Origin of the sequence: Phytomonospora sp. NPDC050363 (assembly GCF_040655735.1) — a bacterium.
Lineage (GTDB): Bacteria > Actinomycetota > Actinomycetes > Mycobacteriales > Micromonosporaceae > Phytomonospora.
Genome location: NZ_JBFAKK010000018.1, coordinates 14,404 through 39,814, shown reverse-complemented (window position 1 = coordinate 39,814; position 25,411 = coordinate 14,404). Strand labels below are relative to the sequence as shown.

Genomic DNA, 25,411 nt, shown 5'->3' with positions numbered 1-25,411 from the left:
TACCTGGAAACGGTAATCAGCTGTATCGGCAGGCCGCCGTCGGCTCCATAGCGTGGTCGGCATACCCGGAAGAACCCCCGACCAGCGATTGGACGACGATGAGCGACCCGTACCGGATCACCGACGCACCAGCCCCACCGAACCGCGACCGCGCCGAATCCCGCCCCGGGCGCACCGCGCTGCGCTCGCTGCTGTGGATCGTGATGATCGCCGCCGTCGGCGGCAACGTCACGTCGAACCTCTTGGGCCGCGATCTCATCGGCATCCTCTGCGGCAGTGTCGGCGTCGTCTGCATCGTCGCCCTGGTCGTCTCCCACGTGAAGGGACGCCGCCGGTGAGCGCCGAACACGCCGTGGTCCTGCGCGGAGTCACCCGCGCCTACAAGGGCGGTGTGCTCGCCCTCGACGACGTCTCGCTCCAGGTTCCGCGCGGCGCCTTCCTCGCCGTGATGGGCCAGTCCGGTTCCGGCAAGAGCACTCTGCTCCACTGCGCCTCCGGCCTCGACGTGCCCACGTCGGGCAGTGTCACGGTCGGCGGGATCGAGATCAGCGCGCTCAAGGAGGCCCGCCGGGCGGTGGTCCGCCGCGAGCGGGTCGGCTTCGTCTTCCAGTCCTACAACCTCGTGCCCTCCCTCAACGTCCAGCAGAACATCACCCTCCCGCTGCGGCTCGCCGGGCGCGAGCCGGACCGGCGGTGGCTCGACGGGCTCGTGCGCAGGGTCGGTCTCGACGGCCTCCTGCACCGCGCGCCGTCGCAACTCTCCGGCGGACAGCGGCAGCGCGTCGCCGTCGTGCGCGCCCTGGCCGCCCGTCCCGCCGTCGTCTTCGCCGACGAGCCGACCGGCGCCCTCGACTCCGCCAACGCCGCACAGATCCTCGACCTGCTGGCCGCTCTCGCCGAGGACCTCGGTCAGACCGTCGTGATGGTGACGCACGATCCCGCGGCGGCCGCCCGCGCCCACGACACCGTCGTCATGGCCGACGGCCGGATCACCGAGGTGCTCAAGGGCGCCGGCGCCGGCGAGCTCGCCGCGCGTCTCGGCCGGGCGTGGGCGGGGGCGGCGGCATGAGGAAGCTGCTCCCCATCGCCCTGTCGATGTCCCGCCGCCGCGTCGGCGGCCTGATCGCCGTGGCCGTCGCCGTCCTGTTCGGGGCCGCCGCGGTCACCGCCACCGCGAGCCTCGCCGAGACCGGCCTGCGCGGGCAGGCGCCGACCGGGCGGCTGGGGTCGGCCGACATCCTCGTCGCCGCGCCGCAGACGGTTGAGCAGGTGGAGGACATCGACGTCCCCCTCCCCGAACGCGCTCCGGTCCCCGCCGGACTCGTCGCGAGCCTGGCCGGACTGCCCGGCATCACCCACGCCGTCGGCGACCTGAGCTTCCCCGCCACCGTGCTCCACGACGGTGAGCCCGTCGCCTCCGGAGGCGGACACGGCTGGTCCTCGGCCGCCCTCCCCGCACTGCCGGAGCTCACCGGGGAGGCCCCCACCGCCCCCGACCAGATCGCCGTCGACGCGGCCACCGCCGACGCCCTCGGCGCCCGGCCCGGCGACCGCGTCGAGGTCGTCGCCGGTGGACAGCGCACCGTCTACGTGCTCACCGGCATCCTGGAGAGCGCCCCACCGGGCGCCTACTTCCCCGACGCCACGGCCGCCGTGCTCGCCGGCCGCGTGGGCGAGGTCGACCTCATCGCCCTGTGGTCGGACCCGGAACACGGTGGGCGGGCCGCCGACGAGGTCCGCGCCGCTCTCGCCGGAAGCGGCCTGACCGTCGCCACCGGAGGCGATCGCGGCGACGTCGAATCACTCGCCGCCGGCGCCGGCCGGGGCCTGCTCATCGCCCTGTCGGGCGCGCTGGCGGGCGTGATCCTCATGATCGTCGGCTTCATCGTCACCGGCGCCCTCGCCGTCGGCGTCGCCGGACAACGCCGCGACCTGGCGCTCCTGCGGGCCGTCGGCGCGACACCCCGGCAGGTGCGCACCCTCGCGGCGATCCAGGGCACCCTGGCGACCCTCGTCGTTCTGCCGCCCGGCATCTTCGGCGGTTACCTGCTCGCGAGCCGTGCCCGCGAATGGTTCGTCGAACTCGGCGTCATCCCGCCCGAGCTGCCGCTGGTCACCGGTCCGGCCCCGGCCGCCGTGGCCGCGATCCTCTTCGTCGCGATGGCCGGCCTCGCCGCGAGGGGAGCGGCGATGCGGGTCTCGCGGATGCCCGCCACCGAGGCCGTCGCGCAGACCGAGACCGAGCCGCGCCAGGCCTCGCGCGTGCGGACCGCCATCGGCCTCGCGCTGATCGGCCTGGCCTTCGTCATGTCGGCGGTGCCGCTGTTCCTCCGCAGCCTGGCCGGCGTCGCCGGAACCGGCACGGCCGGGATCGTCGCCGTCATCGGGCTGACCCTCGCCGGGCCGGCGATCCTGCGGGAGTCCGCGCGATTCCTCGCCGGCCGCCTCGCCCGGGGCAAGGCGACCGCGGGCTGGCTGGCCGCGCAGAACCTGCGCGCCTACGCCTCCCGGGGAGCCGGCGCACTGACCGGCCTGGCCATGGCCGTGACCCTGGCGATCACCTACACCTTCGCCCAGACCTCCCCGCAGGCCGCCGTCGAACAGGATCTCGACGACAGCGACCTCGGCGCCGTCGTCGTCACCGCGCCCGCGCTCGGCGGAGTCCCCGACTACGCCCTCGACGCCCTGCGCGCCATCCCCGGCGCGCAGGTCGCCGTCCGCGACACCACCACCGTGCTCTTCCCGCATCTTGAGGACGGCAAGGAGCGGGCCGACGCCCACCCGGCCACGGTCCTGGGCGCCGACGCCGAAGGACTCGTCGACCTCGGCGTCGAGGAAGGCGCCATGAGCGCGCTCACCGGCGACACCGTGGCCGTCGCCGGCACCTTCGCGTTCTGGCACGATCTCGCGCCCGGCGAGACCACCGAGGTGATCCTCGCCGACGGCACCCGCACCGACGTCACCGTCGCGGCCGTCTACGACCGCGAACTCGGCTACGGGAACTTCGTGCTCTCGCCCGACGTCGCCTACCCCTCCGGCTCGCTCTACGAGTCCGTCCTCGTCGGCGGCACCGACCCCGGTACCGTCCGGGCAGCGCTCGACGGCGTGCCCGGAGCAGTCGTCGGCGATGGACCCCGTGAGGTCGCCGCCGAGGTGACCCCGCAGATGTGGCTCAACTTCGTGGTGGTCGGCGGCCTGCTCGGCTACGTCCTGCTCGGCGTGACCAACAGCCTGGTGGCCGCGACGGCCCGGCGCGGCGGGGAGTTCGGCGCGCTGCGCTTCGCCGGCGCGAGCCCCGCCCAGCTGCGGGCGATGATCCGCCGGGAGGGCCTCTGGTACGGGCTCGGCGCCTGCGCGGCCGGTCTGGTGCTCTCGGCCCCGCCGATGCTGTTCCTCGGCGTCGGGCTGCTCGGCACGCCGATCGCGGCCGGGCCGTGGTGGGTGCCTCCGGCGGTGTGCGCGGTGGTGATGGCGACGGCCTACGCGGCCACGGTGCTCCCGGCCCGGCGGGTGCTGCGGGGGGTGGCGGGCGCTTAGGGCTCGTCCTGTGGGTCTTGTGTGCCCCGCTGTGATCCACCGGACGCGCCCTGAACCTCCGCCAGTTCCCCTGGGCGCGGTAGCCCGCGGAGGTGGCGGCTCAGCGTCGCGAGGGCCGCCACCAGCGTCACCCCGCCCATCACGCCGAAGGCGGCCGGCGGCCCGCCGAGGTCGAAGACCGTTCCGAACAGCAGCGGGGCCAGCGGCTGGAGACCTTGGGCGAGGAAGGCGGCCCCGGCGCTGACCCGGCCCTGCAGTTCGTCGGGCGTGCCGGAGACGACGTAGGTGAAGACGAGGGTGTTGAGCGCGGGCACGAAGAACGTGATCGCGCAGCAGAGCACGGCGATCGCCAGTGTCCCGGGGATCACGCCGAGCGCGGCGACCAGGAACGGCACGCAGAAGGCCAGGCCGATGATCAGCGGCGTCGGGCGGGCGGACTTGAGGATGCGTCCCGACATCAGCGCGCCGAGCAGCCCTCCGACGGCGATCACGGCGGCGAGGACACCGATGGCCGTGTCGGCGACGCCGCGCTTGTGCCAGGTGGCGATCAGGATCAGGTGGAAGCCGCCGAAGGCGAAGTTCACGCCCATCGCCCACAGCATCAGCATTCGCAGGCGGCGGTCGGCGAACAGGTGCCGCAGCCCGGCGGTCAGGTCGCCGAGGGCGGGGCGCCGGGCGGAGGTCGCCGACCGTTTCCCTTGCAGCGGCCGGCGGATGAACAGCAGCGCGATGGTGCCGAGCACGAAGGTGATCGCGTCGAAGACGAAAGGCACCGCCCGGCCGAGGCTCAGCAGCCAGCCTCCGATCGGGGGCCCGGCAAGTTCGGCGCCGAACATGCGGGCCTGGTTCTGGGCCATCGCCTCGGGCAGCTGCGAGGGCGGGACGAGCTGCTTGAGGGCGGCGGCCGCGGCCGGGTTGAACAGCGCGCCGAAGAAGGCGGAGACGATCGCGGTGCCGATGATCAGCGGGATCGACGCGAATCCGTTGAGGACCGCGAAGGCGAGCACCCCGAGGGCCGTCGCCCGGGCGAGGTTGCCGGTCATCATGATCGCCCGGCGGTTGCCCCGGTCGGCGAGGAGCCCGGCGGGCAGCGCGGTCAGCAGGGCGGTCAGCAACTGGGCGGCGCCGAGCATGCCGGCGTACCCGGCGCTGCCGGTCACCGCCAGCATGATCAGCGGGTAGGCGAGCTCGCTGACCTCGTTGCCGAGTGTCGAAACGGCGCGGCCGCTCCAGAGGATCTGGAAGTCGCGGTTGCGGCGGAGGGGGACCGGTGGCGCGGGAACCGGCGCGGCAGGCGGCGCCGGTGCCCGCATGGGTGCTTCGGCGGTGAGCGTGCTCATTCGGCGGCGACTTCCTCGGGGCGGGGGAGGTTGCGGACCGGGCGGGTGAGGGTGAACAGGGCGGCGACGAGGGCGGTGGCCGCCATGACCGAGAAGGCGAGGGTCGTGCCCCGTGCGTCGTAGAGGGTTCCGGCCACGACCGGCGCGATCGGGGAGATGAGCATGGACAGGAAGTTCGCTCCGGCGCCGACGCGCCCTTGAAGCTCGTCGGGGGTGCCCGAGGCGATGTAGGTCCAGCCTACGGAGTTCAGCGCGGGCAGGAAGAACCCGACGAGCGCGGAGACGATCGCCAGCGGGAAAACGCCGGGCAGCAGCCCCATCGAGAGGAACATCAGCGGGAGCGACCAGGCGAGGCCGATGACGAGGTGGCTCGGCCGGGTCCGCCTGATGATGAAGGGGGCGAGCATCGCTCCGAGCAGGCCGCCGACGGTGCCGGTCGCGGCGAGCAGGCCCACGGTCGCCTCGGAGGCGCCCCGGTCGCGCCAGGTGGCGATGAGCACGAGGAAGAAGCCGCCGAGCGCGAGGTTGATGCCCATCGACCACAGCAGCAGGTTGCGCAGCATGGGCTTGGCGAACAGGTAGCGGATGCCGGCGGTGGCTCCGCGCCAGTGGGACTCCCGGACCTTCGGCTTCTCGCGCGGGGCCTGGAGCGGCTTGCGGATGAGGAGGAGGGCGCAGGCGGCGACGAGGTAGGTGATCGCGTCGACCACGAAGGGGATGCTGCGGCCGACGGCGAACAGCCAGCCGCCGACGGGCGGGCCGATCAGCGCCGTCGCGCGCATCCGGGCCTCGTTCTGGGCCTGGGCGCTGGTCATCTGGCTCGCCGGGACGAGCTGCTTGAGGGCGGCGGTGGAGGCGGGGTTGAACAGCGCGCCGAACATCGACGACAGGACGGCCGAGCCGATGATGAGGGGGATCGTCGCCCAGCCCCCGTACACGGCCAGCGCGACGGTGCCGAGGATCAGCGCGCGGGCGAGGTCGCTGACGATCATGATCGTGCGGCGGTTGACGCGGTCGGCGAGCAGGCCGGCGGGGAGGATCGCGACGACCTGCACGGCGATCTGGCCGGTGGCGAGGAGGCCGGCGTAGCCGGCGCTGCCGGTGAGGGCGAGCATCAGCAGCGGGTAGGCGATCCCGGCGACCTCCTGGCCCAGTCCGGCGACGGCGCGCCCGCTCCACAGCAGCTGGAAGTCGCGGTTGCGCCGGAGCGGGGTCACGGGCGCTGTCTTTGGAACGTCAGTACTGACGTCCTTAGTGTCAATCACGGCACTAGGCATGACGTCATTCTGACGTCTGTCTGTGTCGTGCGTCAAGTCCGAGGGGATAACGAGATCGTTTCGGCTCGGCCGCGGGCGTCACCGGCCCACCGCGACGGCGTTATACACAGTGGACGGTCCCGCGGGTGCGGACCGCGAACCCCGGTCGGCCGTTACCCGCGCCGGTGGGTGCCGAGCCGATCTAAGGTGCATGAGTGGCGAAGAGTCTCTACCTCGCGGCCCTCGACGCGGCCAGCGGCAAGTCGACCGTTGCGCTCGGTCTCACCGAGCTCCTTTCCCGCCAGGCGGGCGTGGTCGGGGTGTTCCGGCCGGTCACCCGCGGCGGAGGTGAACGCGACCCCCTGATCGAACTCCTCCGCGACCGCTTCAAGCTCGCCGCGCCCTACGAGGACTGCGTCGGCGTCACCTACGACGACGTGCACGCCGACTCCGAGGACTCCATCGGCCGGATCGTCGAACGCTTCCACGCGCTCGCTGCGCACTGTGACGTCGTACTGGTGGTCGGCACCGACTACACCGACGTCGCCTCGCCCACCGAGTTCGAGTTCAACCTGCGTGTCGCGGTCAACCTCGCCGCCCCCGTCCTGCTCGTGGTGACCGGCGCCGACCGCTCGCCCGCCGACATCGCCGCCGCCGTGGCCCTCGGCCGAGCCGAGGCCGGCTCCTCGCACGCCGCCGTCTGCGGTGTGGTCGTCAACCGTGTCGCGCCCCGCCACCTCACCGAGGTCCGCGAACGCCACGCCGCCCCCGCCGACGACGTGTGGGTCCTGCCCGAGACGCCCGCGCTGACCGCGCCGACCGTCGGCGAGCTCGCCGACGCCTGCGGGGCCGAACTGATCGCCGGTGAGCGCGACATGCTCGGCCGCGAGGCGGCCGGGCTGCTCGTCGGCGCCATGACCCTCCCGAACCTCATCGACCACCTCGTCGACGGCGCCGTGGTCATCACCCCCGGCGACCGCATCGAACTGCTCCTCGGCCTGCTCGTGGCACACCACGCCGTGGGCGTGCCCAACGTCGGCGCGGTCGTCCTCACCGGCGGCCTGCGCCCGCCGCTCCAGATCCGCCGCCTCCTCGCCGGCGTCGACGCGCGCCTGCCGATCCTGCTCACCGAGGCCGACACCTTCGAGACCGCCACACGCCTCGACGCCGTCCGGGGCACCATGACCGCCGAGTCCGACGGCAAGATCGCCACCGCCCTCGGCCTGTTCGCCGCCAACGTCAACGAGGGCGTCCTCCTCGACCGCATGCGCCTGGCACTGTCCCCGGCGGTCACACCGCTGATGTTCGAGCACCGCCTCGTCGAACGCGCCCGCGCCGCCAAGCGCCGCATCGTCCTCCCCGAGGGCACCGAGCCCCGCATCGTCCGCGCCGCCGACATCATCCTGCGCAGGGGAGTGGCGGACCTGACCCTCCTCGGCGACCCCGCCGAGGTGCACCGCCTCGCCGGGCAGCTCGGCGCCGACCTGTCCGGCGCCACCGTCACCAGCCCCTTCGACCCCGAACTCCGCGAACGCTTCGCCTCCGAGTACGCCCGCATCCGCGCCCACAAAGGGGTCACCGCCGAACAGGCCCTCGACATCGTCACCGACGTCTCCTACTTCGGCACGATGATGGTCCAGGACGGGCTCGCCGACGGCATGGTCTCCGGTGCCGCGCACACCACCGCGCACACCATCCGCCCGTCCTTCGAGATCATCCGGACCCTCCCGGGCACCGAGGTGGTCTCCAGCGTCTTCTTCATGTGCCTCGCCGACCGCGTCCTCGTCTACGGCGACTGCGCCGTCATCCCCGAACCCACCGCCGAGCAGCTCGCCGACATCGCCGTGTCCTCGGCGGTCACCGCCGAGGCCTTCGGGGTCGATGCGCGCGTGGCGATGCTGTCCTACTCCACCGGCGCCTCCGGCTCGGGAGCCGACGTCGACCGGGTCCGCGCCGCCACCGCCATGGTCCGCGAACGCGCCCCGGGCCTGCCCGTCGAGGGCCCCATCCAGTACGACGCGGCCGTCGACGCCGGAGTGGCCTCCACGAAGCTGCCCGACAGCGAGGTCGCCGGACGCGCGACGGTGTTCGTCGTCCCCGACCTCAACACCGGCAACAACCTCTACAAGGCAGTCCAGCGCAGCGCGGGCGCCGTCGCCGTCGGTCCGGTCCTCCAGGGACTGCGCCGGCCCGTCAACGACCTCTCGCGCGGCGCGACCGTGCACGACATCGTCAACACCGTCGCCCTCACCGCCGTACAGGCACAGATCACCGCCGAGGGAAGCCGAAGCTAAGGAGACTCGGTGTCAGCCAAGGTTCTCGTCGTCAACTCGGGTTCGTCCTCCATCAAGTACCAGCTCCTCGACATGCCCGAAGGCGTCCCCGTGGCCGGAGGCGCCGTCGAGCGCATCGGCGAACCCGACGGGCGCGTCACCCACCACGGGCCCGGCGGCACCGAGGAACGCGACGAACCCGTCGCCGACCACGCCGCCGGGATGCGCGCCATGCTCCACTCCTTCGCCGCCGCCGGTCCCGACCTCTCCACGGTCGAGCTGACCGCCGTCGGCCACCGCGTCGTCCACGGCGGAGAGCGCTTCACCCGGCCGACCCTCGTCACCGACGAGGTCTGCGAGGTCATCTCCGACCTGAGCGCGCTCGCCCCGCTGCACAACCCCGCCAACCTGCGCGGCATCCAGGTCGCCCGCGAGGTGTTCCCCGATGTGCCGCACGTCGCGGTGTTCGACACCGCCTTCCACGCCACGCTGCCCCCGCACGCCTACACCTACGCCGTGCCGAAGGAGTGGCGCACCGAGCACGGCGTCCGGCGCTACGGCTTCCACGGCACCTCCCACGCCTACGTCTCGCGCCGGGCCGCCGCGCTGCTCGACAGCGAACCGGCCGGCGTCAACGTGATCGTGCTGCACCTCGGCAACGGCGCCAGCGTCTCGGCGGTTCGCGGCGGGGTCTGCGTGGACACGTCGATGGGCCTCACCCCGCTGGAGGGCCTGGTCATGGGCACCCGCAGCGGCGACATCGACCCGGCGATCGTGTTCCACCTGCGCCGCACCGCTGGCCTCGACGTCGACCAGCTCGACGACGCCCTCAACAAGCACAGCGGACTGCTCGGCCTGACCGGCGTCAACGACATGCGCGAACTGCTCAAGCTCGTCGACGGCGGCGACCCCGACGCCGAACTCGCCTTCGAGGTCTACTGCTACCGGATCCGCAAGTACGTCGGCGCCTACACCGCGGCCCTCGGCCACGTCGACGCCATCGTGTTCACCGCCGGAGTCGGCGAGCACAACCCGCTGGTCCGCGCGACGGCCCTCAAAGGACTCGGCGACCTCGGCATCCGGCTCGACGCCGACCGCAACGACCGCAACGAGCCGATCGTCTCCGCGCCCGGGTCACCGATCGCGGTCCTGGTCGTGCCCACCAACGAGGAACTCGAGATCGCCGAGAGCGTGCTAGGTGTGGTCGGCGGAGGCTGAAAGGCGTCTTGTGCGTGCCCTAGGACACGGCCTGGCCCCGCCTGGCCCCCCGGCGCTGGACCCCGGCCTCGTACAGCGCGATCGAACCGGCGTTGGCGGCGTTGAGCGAACTCGCCGTACCGCCCATCGGGATGCGCACCAGCACGTCGCACGACTCCCGCCACGCCTGGCTCAGGCCGGCCGTCTCGTTGCCGACCAGCAGCAGCGTCGGGCCGCTCAGGTCGGCCTCGGCCAGCTCGACCTCACCCGCCTCGTCGGTCCCCACGATCCGCAGCCCCGGCTGCGCCCGCGCCCACGCCAGCACCTCGGTGTGGGAGGCCGCGCGCACCGTCGGCACCGCGAACAGCGAACCCGTTGAGGCACGCACGCACTGCGGGTCGTAGACGTCGGCGGCGTGCCCGGTCACCACGACCCCGGCGGCGCCGAAGGCGTCGGCCGAGCGGATCAGCGAACCGATGTTGCCCGGATTCGTCGGCCGGTCGAAGACCGCCCCGAGGAAACCCGGGCCGACCTCGATCCGGGCGAAGTCGTCGGCGGGCACGGCCGCCACCGCGATCAGCTCCGGCGGCTCCTCGGGCCGCTCGCCGAGTTCAGCGATTAGCTCGGGTGCGACGTCCACCACCGGCACACCGGCCTCGTCGAGGACCCCCGAGGCCCAGTCCGACATCCGCCGCCCGTCCTGCCGCAGCAGCGTCACCAGCGGCCAGCCCGTGCTCACCGCGAGCGTGATCGGCCGGACCCCCTGCACCAGGAACTCCCCGGCACGCTGGCGCTTCTTCCGGTTCGACAACAGCGTCTGCCAGTGCTGAAAGGTCGCGTTGCGCCGACCCACGTGCAGCCCGCCCACCCTTGACTCCCCTCGCCGCTCGATCGCCCAAGACTACGGGCCGGATCATCGCCCGCCGCGACCGAGCGGGAAGGACGGCGGTTATGGTCTGCCTATGCGTGATCTTCTATTGACCGGAGACGCGCTCACGGTAGAAGACGTCGTCGATGTCGCACAACGCCGTGCGCGTGTTTCACTGGGCCCCGGGCTCGCCGAACGGATGGCCCCGAGCAGGGGCGTCGTCGTCGACGCCGTCAGCCGCAAGGACGTCGTCTACGGCGTCACCACCGGGTTCGGCGCGCTCGCCGATACCACGATCGGCGCCGACGACCTCGCCGCCCTCCAGTTCGCCCTCGTGCGCAGCCACGCCGCCGCCGTCGGCAGGCCCCTCCCCGACGAGGTGGTCCGGGCGCTGCTCCTCCTGCGCGCGCGCACCCTGTCGGCCGGGCACTCCGGCGTCCGCGTCGACCTGCCCGCGCTGTTCATCGCCCTCCTCGACCGCGACCTGCTCCCCGTGATCCCCGAGAAGGGCTCCGTGGGAGCCTCCGGCGACCTCGCGCAGCTCGCGCACCTCGCACTGCCCCTCATCGGCGAAGGCCGCCTCAAGGCACCCGGCGACCCCGCCGAGGGCCGCCCCGCGGCCGAGGTCCTCGCCGAGCACGGCCTCACCCCGCTGGCGCTGGAGCCGAAGGAGGGCCTGTCCCTCATCAACGGCACCGAACCGATGCAGGCCGTACTGGCCCTGGCGATCGTCGCGGCCGAGGAACTGTGCGCCCTCGCCGACATCGGCTGCGCCATGTCCGTCGAGGCCCTCTTCGGCACCGACCGCGCCTACGACGAACGCGTCCAGGTCATCCGCCCCCACCCCGGACAGCTCGACTCGGCCGCGAACCTGCGCGCCCTGCTCGCCGACAGCCCGCTCCTGGCCAGCCACCGCTGGTCCGACCACGCCGTGCAGGACTCCTACTCGCTGCGCTGCGCCCCGCAGGTCCACGGCTCCGCCCGCGACCTCATCGCGCACTGCCGCCGCGTCCTCACCATCGAACTCGGCTCCATCGTCGACAACCCCGTCGTCGTCACCGACAACAACGGCGGCTACGAGGTGATGAGCACCGGCAACTTCCACGGCCAGCCCATCGCCTTCGCCGCCGACGCGCTCGCCATGGCCGTCGCCGAGCTCGGCAGCATCGCCGAGCGGCGCGTCTACCGGATGCTCGACCCGGCGACCTCGCGCGGTCTCCCGCCGTTCCTCGCGCCCGACGCCGGCACCAACTCCGGCTTCATGCTCGCCCAGTACACCGCGGCCAGCGTCGTCAGCGAGAGCAAGGTCCTGTGCCACCCGTCGAGCGTCGACTCGATCGTGACCTCGGGAAACCAGGAGGACCACGTGTCGATGGGCTGGCACGGCGTCCGCAAGGCCCACGAGGTCATCGACAACACCCGCACCGTCCTGGCCATCGAGATCCTGTGCGCCTCCCAGGCCCTCGACCTGCGCTCCGACATCGCCGAACCCGGACCGGCCACCGGCGCCGTGCACCGGCTCGTACGCCGCGACGTCGAGCCCATGATGGTCGACCGCGAGATGGCCTCCCAGATCGAGGCGGTGCGCGCGATGCTGAGCGAAATCGTCTCGTGCGCCTCGGCGGTGGTGGATACGCTCCGCTGATGAATCTTCGCGAAGCCACCCCCGAGGAGAACGCGTCCTGGGAGAGCGACTGGACATCGCGCCTGGAACCGGGCAACAGGCAGGCCGAGAACCGCGCCCGGGCGATCAAGGCCCCCGTCTACATGCTCGAAGCCGACGGCGAGACCGTCGGTGCGCTCGCCCTGACGCTGGTCAAGGCCGGTGAGAGCACCGAGACGATCCTGACCGACGTGCTGATCGACCCCGCCCACCGCCGCAAGGGCCACGCCAGGGCCGCCCTCGCGCTGGCTCTCGCCTGGGGACGCGAGCAGGGCTCCCGTGCCCTCAACATCGGCTACCGGGGCGACGACCCCGCCGCCGAGGCTCTGTTCGGCGAGTACAAGCTCATCGCCCAGCACATGGGCATCGACCTCGACGGGAAGCGCGAGCTGCCCGCCGGGATCGTCGCCGAGCCGCTGACCGGCGCGGCCTACGACGAGTGGCACGAGCACTCCGTCGTCGGGTATGCCGAGATCACCGCCGCGTCGAGTTTCGGGACCTACGAGGAGGCCTACGAGCGGTCGGTCAGGGAGTTCGGTGAGCTACTGCCGCAGGGACCCGACACGCCGGGCCACTCACTGGCGCGCCTGACCGTCGACGGCGAGACCGTCGCCACGATCTGGGTCAAGCACGGCTACCAGCCGGACACGTCCTTCGTCTTCGACGTGGAGTCCTCCGCCGAGCACCGCGGCAAGGGCTACGGTCGTGCGGCGATGTGGCACGGGGAGAACCTCGCCATGGCCGCGGGGGACGGCCGGATGATGCTGAACGTGCACGGGCACAACTCCGTCGCGATCAATCTCTACGCCAAGCTCGGGTACGAGGTCGTGCGGCGCTACCGCGGCGCCGACCTCACGGCCTGAACAGGCGGGCGCCGTCCTCCCCGGGCGGCGCCCCGTCGGTTCTAGCGCTCGCGTTCGGCCAGCAGCCGCGTGAGGGCCGCGTCGACGTCCAGGTGCTCCGATTCGCGTCCGCGCGGGACCACGCCGTACGTGCGCCGCAGGAAGCGGGTGAGCACGTTGCGCGGTACCTCGAACAGCGCGTTGCCGTCGGGAGACGACAGCGCCAGCGCCATCGCCTCTCCTCGCGGTGTGCTCCACGGCCACACCCGCACGTCGCCGATGCCCGAGGGCTCGGTGAGGCCGGTGGACAGCAGCTCGCGGGCGAAGGACCAGCTGATCGGCTCGCCGCCCTCGCCATCGGGGTGGAACACCACGTGCACGGCGTAAGGATCGCGCTGGTCGTAGCGTAGGCTCGCCCGCACGGCGAGGGTGGCGAAATCGGGCGCGACCAGGCGCATCGACGTGTCCACCTCGATGGTGACCGGTTGTGTCGTAGCCATGTCTGCCCCCCGGCACTTGGGCGGGCCCTTCCCGGAGCCCACCATCTGTTCACTTGTGGTCTTACCACCCACGAAGGGCCCGCGCCCGCTGATCGCTCGGACTTGGAAAAACACGTCCGGGTGAAGTACCCACGGACCATCTCAAACCGGACTGTCGGGTTCTTGTCCCCGACAAAAACGGTACCGTCAAAAAGATCCGCAAGAGGGGTGATCAATGAGAGACGGAACGGCCGCCGAAGAGTCGAAGGCTCCGCCGGCCGAGGCGACCGAGGAGCCCAGGACGGGCATCCACGGGCGTCTCGACCGCGTGCGCCGAACCCGCTCGGGCCGGCTCACGCTCAAAATAGTCATCGGCATCGCCGGATTCGCGGTGATGGCACTCGGCTTCGTGCTCATCCCCTTCCCCGGCCCCGGCTGGGCGATCGTGCTCGCCGGGCTGGCGATCCTGGCCCTCGAGTTCGCCTGGGCCCACCGCCTGTTCACCTTCACCAAGCACCAGCTCACCCGCTGGCTGCACTGGGTCGGGCGGCAGCACTGGACGGTCAAGTTCCTCATCGGGCTGGCCGGGCTGATCTTCGTCGGCTGTGTCGTGTGGCTGTCGGTGTGGATGAGCTTCGACATCAACCTCGTCACCGAGGTCACCCGCCACCTCGGGATCTAGGACACCGCCAAGGGCGTGTCCGGTGGATCACTGCGGGGCCTACAAGACCCACAGGACAAGCCCTAGGGCTCCGGCGCCTCGTCGAGGGGCCTGGTGGCGCAGTCCAGCCGTTCGCCGAGCGCGGACAGCTGCCCGGCGAGCGCGGCGCGGGTCCTGTCGCCGTGTCCGCGGAAGAAATTGTTGGCCAGCGGCACCGCCCAGCGGCTGCCCCTGCCGGCCACGTTGTAGACGCGCAGGGTCAAGACCGTGCCGCCGTCCTCGGCGGCGGTGACGGTGTACTCGCCCCGGTACCACCAGCCGCCCTGCGCCGAGAGGGTGCGGCGTTCGCGGTCCACCTCGACGGTGAGGCGTCCGCCGGCGTATTCCAGCGTGAAGTGGTCGGGTCCGCCGCTGACCGGTCCGCCGCCCACTCCCTGCGCTTGGAGCAGGACGAGGTTGTCGCCCTGAGCAGGGCCGGGGCGCACGCGCAGGATCGTCTCGGCGACGGTCGCGAGGGGCGCGTCGAGATGCCCGGCGGCGGTGAACATGGGCTTGCGGCCGGCCATCGCGACCTCCCGTGTCGGCGGCGTGCGGAGGATCCGGCGCAACCGTAACGCCTCGGTGCCCGATGGGGGAGGAGCTCAGTCCTCCTCGTCGGCCGGGCCCTGGAAGTCGAGTGTGGACAGCCAGTGGGAGTCGGCCTCGGCGGCGTCGCCCAGATGCGCGGTCATGGCCGTCATCCGGACCAGTCGTGCGCGGATGATCTCCTGCAGCTCATCGGCGACGCTGTCGCGGATCCGTTTGTAGTCGCCGCCGGCCCGCGCCACGTCGGTGACGGCGGCGGCGAGCATGTCGGGATCGCCGTACTCACGGGCGTAGGCGAGCGACTGCCTGGCCTCGGTGAGGCGCTCCATCGCGGCCCGGCGTGCGGCCAGCAGGCGGTCGCGGTGCAGGGCGGCCACGTGGCTCTCGGCCTCGTTGACGATCACGTCGTCCCAGAACCGGGCCCGCGCGGCCGCGGCGGCCTCTTTCCCGGACGCGGACTCGGCGGAGTCCCCGGGGAGATGCTCGGATGTCATCGGACGTCCTCGAAGTGCTGGTCCGGCGTGGGGGCTGGGTGACGCGCACCCGTAGTCACCGGTCCGCGACGCTCCCTTTTGGACGGTACTCGAAAATTCGGCCCGGCGACACCGTCACATGCGCCTTGAGAGCGGCCGGTTCTCCCTGACGGGCAAGGGAAGCGGCGGCGCGTCGCCCGAATGGAAGGCGGTTCCGCCGCCACCGGGGGGCGCCGCGCCACGGCGTCGATCCGTCGGTAGGCCAGGTTTTTGGCTACGGTTGATCACCATGACCGGTCCCCGCTCCTGGCTCCAGCACTGGCAGGCCACCGCCGTCCAGACGCCATGGCGCGACGCGCTGACGCGCGCCCTGGCCGAAGCGCAGCCCGGTGAGCCCGACACCACCGTGGGCGCCGACCTCACCCTCGCCCGTGCCGTGGCGTACTGGCTCCTGGCGTGCGAGGCCGGCCCCGAGACCGACGTGGACACCCTCGACGCCGTCGAGGCCGACGCGCTGCTCACACCGGAGTCCTGGCCGGACCTGGCCGCGCGCCTGAGGGCCGCCGGTGTCGACGCCGACGGCGACGGAGACGTCGACGACGCTTGGGCGCGCCTGTCCCGCCACAGTCCCCTGCGTCCCGGCACGCGGACCGACCTGCCCGGCTGAACCCGGCGGTGTGCGGGTTTCCGATCCCCGCGCTCCGCTCATTTGGCGTCGGCGTAGCTGTCGACCGTGGTCGTCTGCATCGGGATCCGGACCGGCGTACCGGGGAACAGCAGCGCCGTCGCCTCCCTGGCCGCCTCATCGACGGCTTCGTGCGCTCTCGCCGCCCGCGATTTCGGGCAGTGCACGATCACCTCGTCGTGCTGGAAGAACACCAGCTCGCCCAGATCCTCGGCGTGCAGGCGACGGCGGAGGAATGCCAGCAGCGCCAGCGCCCATTCGGCGGCGGTGCCCTGCACGACGAAGTTGCGCGTGAAGCGGCCCCGGTCCCGCACGGCCCGCGTGGCGTCCGGTCCCGCGCCCATGCTCTTGAAGCGCGCCGAGGCCGGCGGGCACGTGCGGCCGAGCCAGGACCGCACCATGCGGCCCTGCTCGCCCGCCTGAGCGGCGGCCTCGACGTAGGCGTAGGCGACGGGGAAGCGCTGCCGCATGACCGCCAGCAGTGACAGCGCGTCGGCGCTGCCGCCGCCGTACATCGCCGACAGCAGTGCGATCTTGGCGCCATCGCGTTTGCCGCCGAAGGCGTCCGACAGGGCCGCGTAGAGGTCGATCTCGCCGGCGGCGCGGGCCATCCCGGCATCGCCGGACATGGCCGCCAGTACGCGAGGTTCGAGCTGGGCGGCATCGGCGACGACCAGGCTCCAGCCGGCGTCGGCGGTCACCGCTCTGCGCAGCGCCTTGGGGATCTGGAGCGCCGCGCCGCCGTTGGTCGCCCACCGGCCGGAGACGACCCCGCCCACCACGTACTCCGGCCGCAGGCGCTGCCCGGCGGGGGTGGGGCCCTCGCCGACCCACTGGTCGGCCCAGGTCCAGCCGTGCGCGACCCAGATGCGGGCGTTCTCCTTGTACTGGAGCAGCGGCTCGACCGCCGGGTGGTCGACCTGTTTGAGGACCCAGGAGCGGGTGGACTCCACCGGCTTGCCGGCGGCCTTGAAGGCGGCGACGATCTGCTGCGGCGAGTCGGGGTTGACGACCTTCCCGAAGGCCTCGGCGATCCGGTCGGCGAGTTCCTGGAGCAGACGCGGGCGCATGCCCTTCACCGGTCTGGGACCGAGCATTCCGGTGAGGAGCTCGTCGTGCACGTCTCGGCGGAAAGGCAGGCCCTGGGCGGTCATCTCGGCGGCGACCAGGCCGCCGACCGACTCCGCCGCGACGAGGGTCCCGAGCCCGGAGACGCCGGCAGCGGTGCGGCGGACCTGTTCGGCGTGGACGACGGCGAGGCGGTCGATCTCCTCGCGGCCGGAGGGCCGCGGCTTCTCGTCGGCGAAGAGCGTCTCCTGCCGCAGCACCCGCTCGGGCTCCTCGACGGGAACGGGCAGGCCGCGAGCACGGGCGTACGCCGCGGCGACCGAGGTGGGTTCGCCGTAGCGCCCTTCGAAGCCGAGCAGGACGCCCTCGGCGAGGACGGGGTCGTGGCAGCGGGCCAGCCGGGCACCCGCGGCCAGCAAGGGCGGGTAGCCGTGGGCGACGTCGGCGAGGACCCACCGGGGCGACTCGGCGGCCTCGCGGCGCCGGACCTCGGCGGCGAGGTCGGGGTACTCGACGGCGGGCGTGGAAGTGGCGCCGTCGTCGCCGACGGCTTTGATCCACCCCGACCCGTCCTCACCGGGTACCAGCAACATCCGCACGGGCCGATCATTCCAGCGGAGTGTGACAGTTCCGGTCAGGTTCATCCGGTCCCGCCGGCGTCGCGCGCTGTTACGTTGACCTGGTGAGAAGCGAAGCCGAAACCGTCGACGAGTACGTCGCCGCGCTCCCCGATGGCCGCCGCGAGGCCGTCGCGGCCGTCCGTGGGCTGATCCTGGCGAACCTCCCCGAGGGCTACCGCGAGGAGATGTCCTTCGGGATGATCGGGTACGTCGTCCCGCTCGAACGCCATCCCGACACCTACAACGGTCAGCCGCTGGCGTACGCGGCCCTGGCCTCCCAGAAGAACCACATGTCGCTGTACCTGATGTCGGTCTACGGCGAGGCGGGCGAAGCCTTCCGGGAGCGGTGGGCGGCCAGCGGAAAGAAGCTGGACATGGGCAAGAGCTGTGTGCGCTTCCGTTCCGTCGACGACCTCGCGCTCGACGTCATCGCCGCCGAGATCGCCGCGAACTCCGTCGACGAGCACATCGCCCACTACGAGGCCACCCGTCACTAGTCATCCACTCGGGGATTTCAATCATCCAGTTGGGTGATAAGTTCGGCGCATGCCTCGCCGCGCCCTCGAACCCGAAGACCGCCGCCGCGACGCCGAGCGGACCCGCGCCAAACTCCTCGACGCGGCCTTCGACGAGTTCGCCGCCCACGGTTACGCCGGTGCCCGCGTACAGGACATCGCCACCCGCGCGGGTGTGAACAAGCAGCTCATCACCTACTACTTCGGCGGCAAGAGCGGCCTCTACCGCGCTCTCCAGCAGAGTTGGCACGAGCGCGAGCGGACCTTCGTCACCGACGATGCGTCCTTCGCCGACATCGCCGTCCGCTTCGTCCGCCACACGCTCGTCGACCCGCGCGGAACCCGCCTGACGCTCTGGCGCGGCCTCGATGACGACGCCCCCGGCGAAGTCGACGGACAAGCGCGCACCGAGGCCGACATCGCCGACATGCGCGCCCGGCAGGAGGCCGGTGAACTGCCCGCCGACATCGACATGCGGGCCTTCCGGATCGCGCTGATCGGGATGGTCATCGCTCCGGTCGCGCTGCCCGAGCTGGTACGCGACGCCTACGGGGACGACCCCACCGACCCCGGCTTCGCCGAGGAGTACGCCGAACAGATCCGCCGGATCCTGGACCACCTGTGTCCCCTGGCGGCCCACCCCACCGAACAGGAGAACCCGTGACCATCCTCGTCACCGGCGCGCGCGGCCGAGTCGCCCGCGCCGCCGTCGCCCGCCTCACCGCCGCCGGAGCCGACGTGCGCGCCGCCGGCAGTGATCCCTCGGCGACACCGCCTCTCGAAGGCGTGGGCGTCATCGGCCTCGACCTCGCCGACCCGGCCAGTGTCAAAGCCGCCCTCGACGGCGTCGACCGCGTCTTCACCTACGCCCCGCGCGGCGACTTCGGCGGCTTCCTCGCCGCGGCCGCCGACGCCGGGGTCGAGCGCGTCGTCATGCTCTCGTCGATCGCGGCGGCCTACCCCGGCAACCCGATCGGGGACCTCCACCTCGCCGCGGAGAACCCGCTGCGCGAGTCGGGAATCCCCTTCACGATCCTGCGGCCCGGCATGTTCGCGAGCAATTCACTCGGCTGGGCGGAGTCCATCAGGGCCGAAGGTGTCATCCGCTCCGCCTTCCCCCGCGTCCACGGCACCCCGATCCACGAGGACGACATGGCCGACGTCGCCGTCACCGCCCTGACCGGCCCCGGCCACGCCGGAAAGACCTACGCCCTCGGCGGGCCCGAATCGCTCGACGAGTACGACCGCGCACGCATCATCGGCGAGGCGATCGGCCGCGAGGTCAGGATCGAGCTGATCACCATCGAAGAGGCGCTCGCCGTCGGCTACGAACCCGTGGTCAGGGCGATGGCGGAGGCGGGCACCGACCCCTTGGCGCCGGGCCCGCTCTCCCAGGACGTCACGGGCATCCCGTCGCGGACCTTCGTTCAGTGGGCGCGCGACCACGCCGGCGACTTCCGCTGAGCCGCCGGTGCGGGGCGTTCAGGGTTCGACGACGGTCTTGAGCCCTCGCCGGGCGGTCGCCGACTTGAAGGCCTCGGCCACCTCGTCGAGCGTGTACCGGTCGCTGACCAGCGACGATACGTCCACCTGTCCCTTCTCGACCAACGCGATCGCGCGCGGATAGACCTCCTTCATCCGCCGCACGAGCGCGATGGTGAGGCCCTTGCGGCGGGCCGTGGAGGCAGGGAAGGCGATCTCGTCGGGGTCGGGGATGCCGACCAGGACGACCCGGCCGCCGGGGCGGGCGGCGAGCATCGAGGTGGCCACGGCGTCGTTGGAGCCGGCGACCTCGAACACCACGTTGGCGCCGACGCCGACGGCCTCGCGCAGGAACTCGTTCACGTCCGCGCCGGACGCGGGGTCGAAGACGGCGTCGGCGCCGTACCGGGTCGCGGCCTCGCGACGCTGCGGTAGCGGGTCGGAGGCCACGACCGTCGCGGCCCCGGCCAGCCGAGCGAGCCGGATGAGCAGCAGCCCGATCGGGCCGCAGCCGATGACCGCGACCGTGTCGCCGAGCCGGACGTGTCCGAGGTCGAGGGAGTGGACGGCCACCCCGAGGGGTTCGAGCATGGCGCCGTCGGCGTCGGAGAGGTTGTCGGGCAGGGGATGCAGGCGCGAGCTGGGCCAGACCAGCAGTTCGCGCAGCCCGCCGTCGGTCACGCCGTGCCCGGCGAAGCCGATGTCGAGGCACAGGTTCGGGTGCCCCTCGCGGCACAGTTCGCAGACGTGGCAGGGGATCGCGGGGTCGACGGCGACCCGGCGGCCCTTCAGCGGCCCGCTCTCGACCACTCCGGCGAACTCGTGACCCACCACCAGTGGAGCGGAGAGCTGTGCGTCGCCGATGCCGCCCTCGCCGTACCAGTGCAGGTCCGAGCCGCAAAGGCCGATCGCGGTCACCCGCACGAGCGACTGGCCCGCACCCGGTACCGGGTCGGGTTCCTCCCCGACCCTTATGTCACCGATCCCGTGCAGTCTCGCGACCTTCATCGGACCTCCTGCTGGTTTCTCGTCACGGCGTCTCGAACGTGAAGACCTGTGCCGGGCCGCCGCAGCGCGCCTGGATGAACGCGACCCCGGCGGTCAGTCCGCCACCGACCACCGAGAAGCAGTGTCCACTGGCGGCGTTGCGGATGCGGTGGCCGCCCCCTTCGGCCGCCTCGATACCGAAGAGCTGCTCGGGAGCGGTGCCGTGGTCGTCGCACTCGGCGCCCCGGTAGAGCATCTCGACGTCGGGGCCGTCCGGCTCGACGCAGCCGGTGCCCAGCTGCGGGTTCTTCAGCTGGAGCTGGAAGACGCCGGGGGTGAACTCTTTGAGCGCCATCGGCGGCGTGGCGGTCGCGCAGTCGGACTGGACCAGGACGATCTTGTCGGTGTTGCCCGGCTCGGGGCCCTCGCCCACGCACAATCCGGAGTCGACGAGCCTGATCGTGTAGTCGCCGGTCGCGACCGTGCCCACGGGCAACGGCCCGGAAGGCCGGGCCGACGGAGGCGCCGGCGTGGGGTCCGCGCTGGACTCCGAGGTCGCGGGCGCGGCGCCGTCGCCGGAGGGCTCGTCGCGCAGGGCGACGGCGCCCCACACGATGCCGACGGCGAGCAGGAGCGCGGCGGGGATGGGCGCGTAGCGCCAAAGGCCCCGGCCCGTCCGTACGGGCGGGGGAGCGGGCGGCGACGTCGGTGCCGGGGCCGCCCAAGGCGCCGAGGAAAGAGGCTCCTGGGTGGCGGGACGGACCGGTGCGAGGTACGGATCCGGACGCGCGCCGGGCACGGCGTAGGGATCCTGCGGGGGAGCGGCGTACGGGTCGGGTGCGAGGTAGGGGTTCACCGGAGAGCCGGGAGCCGGATGGCCGAGCGGTGGAGGCGCGGGCGGCGATACCCGGACCGTCGGGGCCTGTGCGGGAGTCACCGGCGCGACCGGGGTGGAGGGCTCGACATACGGGTCCGGCCGAGCCGGCGGCCACGCCGTCCGCTCCGTCACCGGTTCCGCGGCGGGCGGTGGGACGGGCTCGCCGCGCTGCGCGGGAGCGCCCCGCCGCGACCTGCGCCCGGAATCCCTCAGCGATGGAAAAGGGCGCACCGCGTCGTCCGGTCGGTCGCGCTCACCGGGCTCGGGGGCGGTGTCCACTGTCTGCTCCTCGCGAGGGAATCCGTGGGACGGGTGAGCCCCAATGCTATGGGAACCCCCGTCGATCGGGTGACCTGCCGGAAGGAAAGCAGAACACTTCTTCGCGAACAGTTCTTCGCAGAAGCTAGACTCCCCGCATGACCGACCACGTGACCCTCGACGCCGCCGCCCTGCGCGTGCTCGCCCACCCGATGCGGCTCACACTTCTCGACCGCCTCCGCCGCCACGGCCCCGCGACCGCCCGCCAGCTCGCCGAACTCTTCGGGCTCGACTCCGGCGCCGCCAGCTACCACCTGCGGCGCCTCGCCTCCGGCGGCCTCATCGAAGAGGACACCGAGCGCGGCAACCGGCGCGACCGCTGGTGGTGCGCGGTCCACCGGCAGTCTCTGCACGACCCCGCGACCTTCCCCGGCGACCGCTCCGACAGCCGCGCGTACACGCAGGCCCTCGTCCTGGCCTACGCCGACCAGCTGCGCCGCGTCTCGGCGACGGTCCCGCTGCTCCCCGAGGACTGGTTCGACGCCTCGGTGTTCAGCGACCACGCCCTGCGCCTGACCCCCGGCGGCCTCGACGCGCTCAAGCGGGAACTGCACGACCTCATCGAAGGACACGCCCAGGCGGCCGACGGTGATCCCGACGCCGCCGTCGTCTCCGTGCGGCTCCAGGCGTTCCCGCTCCTGGACGACTGATGCTGCTCCAGGCCCCGCCCCGTCCCGCCCACCGCGACGGCGCCGTCCTGCGCTGGCTCGGCGCCTACACCACCTCGATCACCGGCGACCTCGTCTACTTCCTCGCCCTGTCCTGGGCGGTCACCCGCGCCGCCGGACCCGCCGAGGTCGGCGCCGTCCTCGCCGCCGGCGCCGTGCCCCGAGCTCTGCTGATGCTCGGCGGCGGCGTGCTCGCCGACCGCTTCGGGCCGCGCCGGGTCGTCATCGCCAGCGACCTGATCCGCTGCGTCGTGATCCTCGCGGCGGCCGGGATCGCCTACAGCGGCGGCGGACTGTGGCTCCTGTTCGCCGTCGCGCTGATCTTCGGAGCCGCCGACGCGCTCTTCATCCCCGCCGTCGGCGCTCTCCCGCCCCGCCTCACCGACCCCGGCCAGCTGACCCGCGTGCAGGCCATGCGCTCGCTGGCCCTGCGGATCGGCAATGGCCTCGGCCCCCTGCTCGCGGCGCTCGTCTTGACCTGGGCGGGCGCGCCTGCCGGGTTCGCCCTGGCCGGCCTCCTCTTCGCGCTGTCGCTGGTCCTGCTGGCCACCCTGCGCCTGCGCCCGGCACCGTCCGATGTGGACTCCAGTGGCGGTGCGTGGCGCGACTTCCGCGACGGGCTGCGATACCTGCGCACCGACCGGCGACTCCTGCCACTGGTCGCGGTGATCGGCCTCGGCGAGATGTGCTTCAGCGGCCCGGTCGCCGCCGGACTCGTCCTGCTCACCGGCGAGCGCGACTGGGGCGCCGGTGTCCTCGGGGCGCTGCTGAGCGCCTTCAGCGTCGGCGGCGCGGTCTCGGGACTACTGCTGGTCGCGTTCCCCGCCGTCCGCCGCCCCGGCCCGGCGATGGCGGCGTCGCTGACGGCGAGCGGCGTCCTGGTCGCGGCGACGGGCTTCGTGCCCGGCGCGGGTCTCGCGATCGCCTGCTCGGGCGCCCTCGGCCTGGCCGGCGGCGTCGCGATGGTCCTCGGCGCCGGCGAACTCCAGATCCGCACCGAGCCCCGCTACCTCGGCCGAGTCACAGCGGTCACGAGCCTGTGCACCCTCGGCCTCAGCCCGATCCTGCTGCCCCTCGCCGGCCTGGTCTCGGCGCGATGGGGCGCCGGGTTCTTCTTCGCCGGCTGCGGTGCGGTGTGCCTGATGGCGGCCGCCGTCGCCACGACCGTCCACCGGACACGATCTAGGGCTTGTCCGACGGGGCGAGCCCGGTTGCCGGGCCGGTCAGCGGTATCGTCGGCAGAGCCCGCAGGTACGGGCCGTCGGCGGTGCTGGAGGCGCGCTCGATGAGCATCGTCGCCTCCCGCCCGCGGATGCGCAGCGAGGCGACCGCGTTCCCGAAGTAGGGGCCCGCGATCTTGTCCCACGAGACCGGCAGCGGCTTGATGTGCCGCGAGCGGAGCATCAGGAACCGGGGGAACGCCGCCAGCCACTTCCACCACGCGGCGCGGAACACCGGCCGCATCCACCACTCGACCCGGTTGTGCAGCGGCGAGCAGGTCAGCTGGTAGACGCGAGCGTTGACCGGACGGTCGAAGGTCGCCTCGGCGGCGTAGACATGGTGCACGTCACCGGACAGGACGCTCACCGACGCGGCCGTGCCCTCGGCGATCCGGCGGATCAGCCGGGTGAGCCGGTCGGAGGAGTCCCGGAAGGACGGCCAGTGCTCCAGGTCGGCGGCCTGCCGCAGCTTCTCCGCGAGCCGACCGCGCCAACCCGGTCGCCGGCAGGCGATCTCGTTCATCGACTGCGCGTGACTGATCGCGTGCGGCATCAGCCACGGCAGCGAGGATCCGATCAGCAGGTGCTCGTAGTCGCCGGTGGCGTTGTCCTCGATCCACTCGAACTCCCCGTCGCCGACCATCGACCGGTTCCCGTCCTCCAGGATGCGGCCCGACCGCGTGTCGACGACCAGGAGCCGCACGTTGCCGAAGTCGCGCCGGTAGCTCCAGCGGGTCCCCTTGCGCCCGTTGACCTCCCGGTCGGCCTCGTCGGCGAACTCGCGCAGCACTTCGATCGCGTCGCCGTCGCGCCCGGCCTCCAGGACGGCCCGGTAGGTCTTGTCCTCGGCCAACTCGGTCGGCGACAGGTTCCCGATGTGCTGGTAGATCCAGTAGCTGATCAGCGCCCCGCGCTCGCGCGAACTCCACCAGGAGGTGCGCTCGATCTCGTCGCGCCAGGCCTGCGAGGTGTTCCAGTCGTCGCGCACGTCGTGGTCGTCGAAGATCATCGAGGTCGGCACCGTGGAGAACAGCCAGCGGACCAGCTTCGCCGACCACGACTCGTGGTAGAGCCGGACGTACTCGGTGAAGTCGGCGACCTCGGTCCCGGGGGCGACGTTCACGTCGCGGCGTTCGCCGATCCAGGCGCCGGTCGCCTTGCTCGTCTCGTCGGCGTAGACCTGGTCGCCGAGCAGGGCGAGCGCGTCGGGCCACTCGGCCTCGGGCCGGGTGGCCATGCGCACGGCGTAGGCGGCCAGCGCGTCGGTGCCCCAGGACACGTTCTCCAGTGGGTCGTCGCTCTCCGGGAGGCGGCAGGAGCCGAAGAGGAGCAGGAAGTCGTCGTCGCCGCCGACGGGGAGCGTGCGGATCCGGCTGGGGGGCAGGCCGGAGCCGGTCTCGGGCCAGTGGACCTCGCCGTCGAGCACGACCTCGTAGTCGACGGCCGTGCCCGGTTCGAGCCCGGTGATCACGACGAGGGCGTAGTGATGGCCCTCGACCTGGAAGGTGCGGGCGGAGGAGCCCGCGACCGTGACCTCGCATGGCGCGTCGGTCTCCACCCATACGGTGGCGGAGTTCGTGTCGACGTGTCTGAGCAACGGCCCCAGCACCAGTTCCGGCATTGGACCTCTCCTCACTCGCGGATTCGCTTACGCAACCTACCGGTTCGCAGGGGTGCTTGAGTAGGCGCGCACGGTCCTTCGTGAGGCGGGTGATCTTGGCCACGGCGCCGAGGCCTTCGGTTCGCGACGTGCAAGAGGCCGGATCCCTCGGGGACCCGGCCTCCGGCTCATGCGCG

At 72.5% G+C, this 25,411-nt stretch carries 24 protein-coding genes; 14 read left to right on the top strand and 10 right to left on the bottom strand.

The genetic code is table 11. The features are described from left to right. Positions 1 to 98 precede the first annotated feature (98 nt). The 3 genes from AB0I28_RS34955 to AB0I28_RS34945 are packed head-to-tail and all read left to right on the top strand — an operon-like array spanning position 99 to position 3,537. A complete protein-coding gene (locus AB0I28_RS34955; RefSeq protein WP_357500015.1) occupies positions 99 to 338 on the top strand; it encodes a hypothetical protein in 240 nt (79 codons plus the stop codon). Continuing rightward, positions 335 to 1,069 carry an ABC transporter ATP-binding protein gene (locus AB0I28_RS34950; protein ID WP_357500014.1) on the top strand — a complete coding sequence of 245 codons (735 nt, stop codon included), beginning with the start codon at positions 335 to 337 and terminating at the stop codon, positions 1,067 to 1,069. The genes AB0I28_RS34955 and AB0I28_RS34950 overlap by 4 nt, the downstream gene beginning before the upstream one ends. Continuing rightward, positions 1,066 to 3,537 (top strand): FtsX-like permease family protein, encoded by a 2,472-nt coding sequence (locus AB0I28_RS34945; protein WP_357500013.1) that lies wholly within the window; start codon positions 1,066 to 1,068, stop codon positions 3,535 to 3,537. The genes AB0I28_RS34950 and AB0I28_RS34945 overlap by 4 nt, the downstream gene beginning before the upstream one ends. On the opposite strand, the gene AB0I28_RS34940 is transcribed toward AB0I28_RS34945, so the two are convergent. Together AB0I28_RS34940 and AB0I28_RS34935 are read right to left on the bottom strand one after the other, a co-directional pair. Beyond that, the gene (locus AB0I28_RS34940; RefSeq protein WP_357500012.1) at positions 3,534 to 4,877 is read right to left on the bottom strand and encodes an MFS transporter; all 1,344 of its coding nucleotides are present in this window, start codon (positions 4,875 to 4,877) and stop codon (positions 3,534 to 3,536) included. The genes AB0I28_RS34945 and AB0I28_RS34940 overlap by 4 nt on opposite strands. After that, positions 4,874 to 6,094 (bottom strand): MFS transporter, encoded by a 1,221-nt coding sequence (locus tag AB0I28_RS34935; RefSeq protein WP_357500011.1) that lies wholly within the window; start codon positions 6,092 to 6,094, stop codon positions 4,874 to 4,876. The genes AB0I28_RS34940 and AB0I28_RS34935 overlap by 4 nt, the downstream gene beginning before the upstream one ends. Positions 6,095 to 6,348: 254 nt before the next feature. Between AB0I28_RS34935 and pta the strand changes: the two genes are divergently transcribed. Together pta and AB0I28_RS34925 are read left to right on the top strand one after the other, a co-directional pair. Continuing rightward, complete coding sequence (gene pta, locus AB0I28_RS34930; protein WP_357500010.1) at positions 6,349 to 8,427, top strand: phosphate acetyltransferase; 2,079 nt, start codon at positions 6,349 to 6,351, stop codon at positions 8,425 to 8,427. A 9-nt stretch (positions 8,428 to 8,436) separates the two neighbouring features. Continuing rightward, a complete protein-coding gene (locus AB0I28_RS34925) occupies positions 8,437 to 9,624 on the top strand; it encodes an acetate kinase (RefSeq protein WP_357500009.1) in 1,188 nt (395 codons plus the stop codon). A 19-nt stretch (positions 9,625 to 9,643) separates the two neighbouring features. Here AB0I28_RS34925 and AB0I28_RS34920 read toward each other — a convergent pair whose 3' ends face one another. After that, entirely contained in the window at positions 9,644 to 10,471 is an 828-nt protein-coding gene (locus AB0I28_RS34920; RefSeq protein WP_357500008.1) for a TrmH family RNA methyltransferase, read from the bottom strand. A gap of 94 nt (positions 10,472 to 10,565) precedes the next feature. Between AB0I28_RS34920 and hutH the strand changes: the two genes are divergently transcribed. Together hutH and AB0I28_RS34910 are read left to right on the top strand one after the other, a co-directional pair. Further along, positions 10,566 to 12,116 carry a histidine ammonia-lyase gene (gene hutH, locus AB0I28_RS34915; RefSeq protein WP_357500007.1) on the top strand — a complete coding sequence of 517 codons (1,551 nt, stop codon included), beginning with the start codon at positions 10,566 to 10,568 and terminating at the stop codon, positions 12,114 to 12,116. Next, positions 12,116 to 12,997, top strand: coding sequence for a GNAT family N-acetyltransferase (locus AB0I28_RS34910; RefSeq protein ID WP_357500006.1), 882 nt, complete (start codon positions 12,116 to 12,118; stop codon positions 12,995 to 12,997). Before hutH ends, AB0I28_RS34910 begins: the two co-directional genes overlap by 1 nt. A gap of 41 nt (positions 12,998 to 13,038) precedes the next feature. Here AB0I28_RS34910 and AB0I28_RS34905 read toward each other — a convergent pair whose 3' ends face one another. Beyond that, positions 13,039 to 13,476, bottom strand: a complete 438-nt coding sequence (locus tag AB0I28_RS34905) for an SsgA family sporulation/cell division regulator (RefSeq protein ID WP_357500005.1) — start codon at positions 13,474 to 13,476, stop codon at positions 13,039 to 13,041. A 214-nt stretch (positions 13,477 to 13,690) separates the two neighbouring features. Between AB0I28_RS34905 and AB0I28_RS34900 the strand changes: the two genes are divergently transcribed. After that, positions 13,691 to 14,137 carry a TIGR02611 family protein gene (locus tag AB0I28_RS34900; RefSeq protein ID WP_357500004.1) on the top strand — a complete coding sequence of 149 codons (447 nt, stop codon included), beginning with the start codon at positions 13,691 to 13,693 and terminating at the stop codon, positions 14,135 to 14,137. 62 nt (positions 14,138 to 14,199) lie between these two features. On the opposite strand, the gene AB0I28_RS34895 is transcribed toward AB0I28_RS34900, so the two are convergent. Both AB0I28_RS34895 and AB0I28_RS34890 read right to left on the bottom strand, forming a co-directional pair. Further along, positions 14,200 to 14,724, bottom strand: a complete 525-nt coding sequence (locus AB0I28_RS34895; protein ID WP_357500003.1) for a hypothetical protein — start codon at positions 14,722 to 14,724, stop codon at positions 14,200 to 14,202. A gap of 33 nt (positions 14,725 to 14,757) precedes the next feature. After that, positions 14,758 to 15,195, bottom strand: a complete 438-nt coding sequence (locus AB0I28_RS34890; RefSeq protein WP_357500002.1) for a hypothetical protein — start codon at positions 15,193 to 15,195, stop codon at positions 14,758 to 14,760. Positions 15,196 to 15,463: 268 nt separating this feature from the next. On the opposite strand from AB0I28_RS34890, the gene AB0I28_RS34885 reads away from it, so the two are divergent. After that, positions 15,464 to 15,841: a hypothetical protein gene (locus tag AB0I28_RS34885; protein WP_357500001.1), complete on the top strand. Its 378-nt coding sequence runs from the start codon at positions 15,464 to 15,466 to the stop codon at positions 15,839 to 15,841. Positions 15,842 to 15,879: 38 nt separating this feature from the next. Here the strand turns inward: AB0I28_RS34885 and AB0I28_RS34880 are convergent, their stop codons facing one another. After that, complete coding sequence (locus AB0I28_RS34880; RefSeq protein WP_357500137.1) at positions 15,880 to 17,520, bottom strand: bifunctional 3'-5' exonuclease/DNA polymerase; 1,641 nt, start codon at positions 17,518 to 17,520, stop codon at positions 15,880 to 15,882. 89 nt (positions 17,521 to 17,609) lie between these two features. Between AB0I28_RS34880 and AB0I28_RS34875 the strand changes: the two genes are divergently transcribed. The 3 genes from AB0I28_RS34875 to AB0I28_RS34865 are packed head-to-tail and all read left to right on the top strand — an operon-like array spanning position 17,610 to position 19,526. Continuing rightward, on the top strand, positions 17,610 to 18,044 hold the full coding sequence (locus AB0I28_RS34875) for a DUF1801 domain-containing protein (protein ID WP_357500000.1): 435 nt from the start codon (positions 17,610 to 17,612) through the stop codon (positions 18,042 to 18,044). Between the two features lie 49 nt (positions 18,045 to 18,093). After that, a complete protein-coding gene (locus tag AB0I28_RS34870; protein ID WP_357499999.1) occupies positions 18,094 to 18,726 on the top strand; it encodes a TetR family transcriptional regulator in 633 nt (210 codons plus the stop codon). Further along, complete coding sequence (locus AB0I28_RS34865; protein WP_357499998.1) at positions 18,723 to 19,526, top strand: NAD(P)H-binding protein; 804 nt, start codon at positions 18,723 to 18,725, stop codon at positions 19,524 to 19,526. The genes AB0I28_RS34870 and AB0I28_RS34865 overlap by 4 nt, the downstream gene beginning before the upstream one ends. A gap of 18 nt (positions 19,527 to 19,544) precedes the next feature. On the opposite strand, the gene AB0I28_RS34860 is transcribed toward AB0I28_RS34865, so the two are convergent. Together AB0I28_RS34860 and AB0I28_RS34855 are read right to left on the bottom strand one after the other, a co-directional pair. Then, positions 19,545 to 20,552: a zinc-binding dehydrogenase gene (locus AB0I28_RS34860; protein WP_357499997.1), complete on the bottom strand. Its 1,008-nt coding sequence runs from the start codon at positions 20,550 to 20,552 to the stop codon at positions 19,545 to 19,547. Between the two features lie 22 nt (positions 20,553 to 20,574). After that, positions 20,575 to 21,387, bottom strand: a complete 813-nt coding sequence (locus AB0I28_RS34855; RefSeq protein ID WP_357499996.1) for an RICIN domain-containing protein — start codon at positions 21,385 to 21,387, stop codon at positions 20,575 to 20,577. A 437-nt stretch (positions 21,388 to 21,824) separates the two neighbouring features. On the opposite strand from AB0I28_RS34855, the gene AB0I28_RS34850 reads away from it, so the two are divergent. Then, on the top strand, positions 21,825 to 22,376 hold the full coding sequence (locus AB0I28_RS34850; protein WP_357499995.1) for a helix-turn-helix domain-containing protein: 552 nt from the start codon (positions 21,825 to 21,827) through the stop codon (positions 22,374 to 22,376). Continuing rightward, positions 22,376 to 23,683, top strand: a complete 1,308-nt coding sequence (locus AB0I28_RS34845; RefSeq protein ID WP_357499994.1) for an MFS transporter — start codon at positions 22,376 to 22,378, stop codon at positions 23,681 to 23,683. Before AB0I28_RS34850 ends, AB0I28_RS34845 begins: the two co-directional genes overlap by 1 nt. On the opposite strand, the gene AB0I28_RS34840 is transcribed toward AB0I28_RS34845, so the two are convergent. After that, positions 23,577 to 25,235 carry an alkaline phosphatase D family protein gene (locus AB0I28_RS34840; protein ID WP_357499993.1) on the bottom strand — a complete coding sequence of 553 codons (1,659 nt, stop codon included), beginning with the start codon at positions 25,233 to 25,235 and terminating at the stop codon, positions 23,577 to 23,579. The genes AB0I28_RS34845 and AB0I28_RS34840 overlap by 107 nt on opposite strands. Positions 25,236 to 25,411: the final 176 nt, after the last annotated feature.

Coding starts and splice junctions, on each gene's coding strand:
- AB0I28_RS34955 (WP_357500015.1), top strand. CDS start 99: ATGAGCGACCCGTACCGGATCACCGACGCACCAGCCCCACCGAACCGC.
- AB0I28_RS34945 (WP_357500013.1), top strand. CDS start 1,066: ATGAGGAAGCTGCTCCCCATCGCCCTGTCGATGTCCCGCCGCCGCGTC.
- AB0I28_RS34940 (WP_357500012.1), bottom strand. CDS start 4,877: ATGAGCACGCTCACCGCCGAAGCACCCATGCGGGCACCGGCGCCGCCT.
- hutH (WP_357500007.1), top strand. CDS start 10,566: ATGCGTGATCTTCTATTGACCGGAGACGCGCTCACGGTAGAAGACGTC.
- AB0I28_RS34910 (WP_357500006.1), top strand. CDS start 12,116: ATGAATCTTCGCGAAGCCACCCCCGAGGAGAACGCGTCCTGGGAGAGC.
- AB0I28_RS34905 (WP_357500005.1), bottom strand. CDS start 13,476: ATGGCTACGACACAACCGGTCACCATCGAGGTGGACACGTCGATGCGC.
- AB0I28_RS34900 (WP_357500004.1), top strand. CDS start 13,691: ATGAGAGACGGAACGGCCGCCGAAGAGTCGAAGGCTCCGCCGGCCGAG.
- AB0I28_RS34890 (WP_357500002.1), bottom strand. CDS start 15,195: ATGACATCCGAGCATCTCCCCGGGGACTCCGCCGAGTCCGCGTCCGGG.
- AB0I28_RS34885 (WP_357500001.1), top strand. CDS start 15,464: ATGACCGGTCCCCGCTCCTGGCTCCAGCACTGGCAGGCCACCGCCGTC.
- AB0I28_RS34880 (WP_357500137.1), bottom strand. CDS start 17,520: ATGTTGCTGGTACCCGGTGAGGACGGGTCGGGGTGGATCAAAGCCGTC.
- AB0I28_RS34870 (WP_357499999.1), top strand. CDS start 18,094: ATGCCTCGCCGCGCCCTCGAACCCGAAGACCGCCGCCGCGACGCCGAG.
- AB0I28_RS34860 (WP_357499997.1), bottom strand. CDS start 20,552: ATGAAGGTCGCGAGACTGCACGGGATCGGTGACATAAGGGTCGGGGAG.
- AB0I28_RS34850 (WP_357499995.1), top strand. CDS start 21,825: ATGACCGACCACGTGACCCTCGACGCCGCCGCCCTGCGCGTGCTCGCC.
- AB0I28_RS34845 (WP_357499994.1), top strand. CDS start 22,376: ATGCTGCTCCAGGCCCCGCCCCGTCCCGCCCACCGCGACGGCGCCGTC.
- AB0I28_RS34840 (WP_357499993.1), bottom strand. CDS start 25,235: ATGCCGGAACTGGTGCTGGGGCCGTTGCTCAGACACGTCGACACGAAC.